This window comes from uncultured Campylobacter sp. (assembly GCF_938040115.1).
Lineage (GTDB): Bacteria > Campylobacterota > Campylobacteria > Campylobacterales > Campylobacteraceae > Campylobacter_A.
On sequence record NZ_CALHXD010000204.1, the window covers coordinates 1 to 1025 of the forward strand.

2 protein-coding genes are annotated in these 1025 nt (G+C 49.8%); both read left to right on the forward strand.

Features of this window, described 5'->3' with window-relative positions; genetic code table 11:
- A partial coding sequence (locus tag Q0314_RS06910) for a Type 1 glutamine amidotransferase-like domain-containing protein (protein WP_298057754.1) occupies positions 1–628 on the forward strand: 628 nt, incomplete at its 5' end.
- A 139-nt stretch (positions 629–767) separates the two neighbouring features.
- Positions 768–1025: NAD(P)H-dependent oxidoreductase (locus tag Q0314_RS06915; RefSeq protein WP_298057756.1), on the forward strand; the 258-nt coding region annotated here is incomplete at its 3' end.

The window sequence follows — 1025 nt, forward strand, 5'->3', positions numbered from 1 at the left end:
AGGAAAAACGATGATAGAGATGTTTTTATGCTCCTATTTTGCGGGCGCGGCGACGCTTTTTGAGGACTATGCGAGGCAAAATATCCGCGCCAAAGAGGTGCTTTTTATCCCGACCGCCGCAAACGTAGAGGAGTACCGAGACTACGTGGACGAGGCGAAAGAGGCGTTTGCCAAAATGGGTTTTGAGGTTCAAATTTTAGACGTTTCAAAAGCGAGCGAGGCCGAAGCGAAGGCAAAGATCGGCGCAGCGCAGGTGCTTTACGTAAGCGGCGGCAACACATTTTATCTTTTGCGCGAGCTTAAAAAGAAAGGTCTTGCCAGCCTCATCGCAGATCGCGTCCGAAGCGGCGAGCTCGTGTACGTAGGCGAGTCGGCGGGCGCGATGATCGCGGCTCCCAGCGTGGAGTACGCGAGCGTGATGGACGATGCGGGCGACTACGGGGCCGCGGCGCAAACGGGGCTAGATCTTGTTAAATTCTATCCAGTAGTACACTACGGCGAGGAGCCCTTCGTGCAAAGCACGGCTAAAATTTTAAAAGCTTACGGCGGCAAGTTAAAATTGGTGCCGATAAATAACGCCGAAGCGATCGCGGTGCACGGCGATAAATTTGAAATTTTGGGGCGGTAAACTGCGGCGTGAAAGCAAAATTTAGTAATTAAACGCTTCGTAAAATTTACGCTTATATTTTTGCATAGGGCTGCGAGGTGAAATTTGAACTTAGGCGCGGTGAGTCGCTAACGAATAAATTTAATCAAAAGGAACTAAAATGAAAATACTACTTATCAACGGCGGAGCGCCGTTTAACGGCAAAGGCGGCAAGCTAAACAAAACTTTGCACGAGTTAGCAAAAAGGACACTGGAAGCCCTAGGACACGAAACGCGCGAAACTACGATACATGAGGGCTACGATATAGAGGGCGAGGTAGAAAAATTTCTATGGATGGATGCCGTGATCTGGCAGATGCCCGCGTGGTGGATGGGCGAGCCTTGGGTCGTTAAAAAATATATCGACGAGGTGTTTATG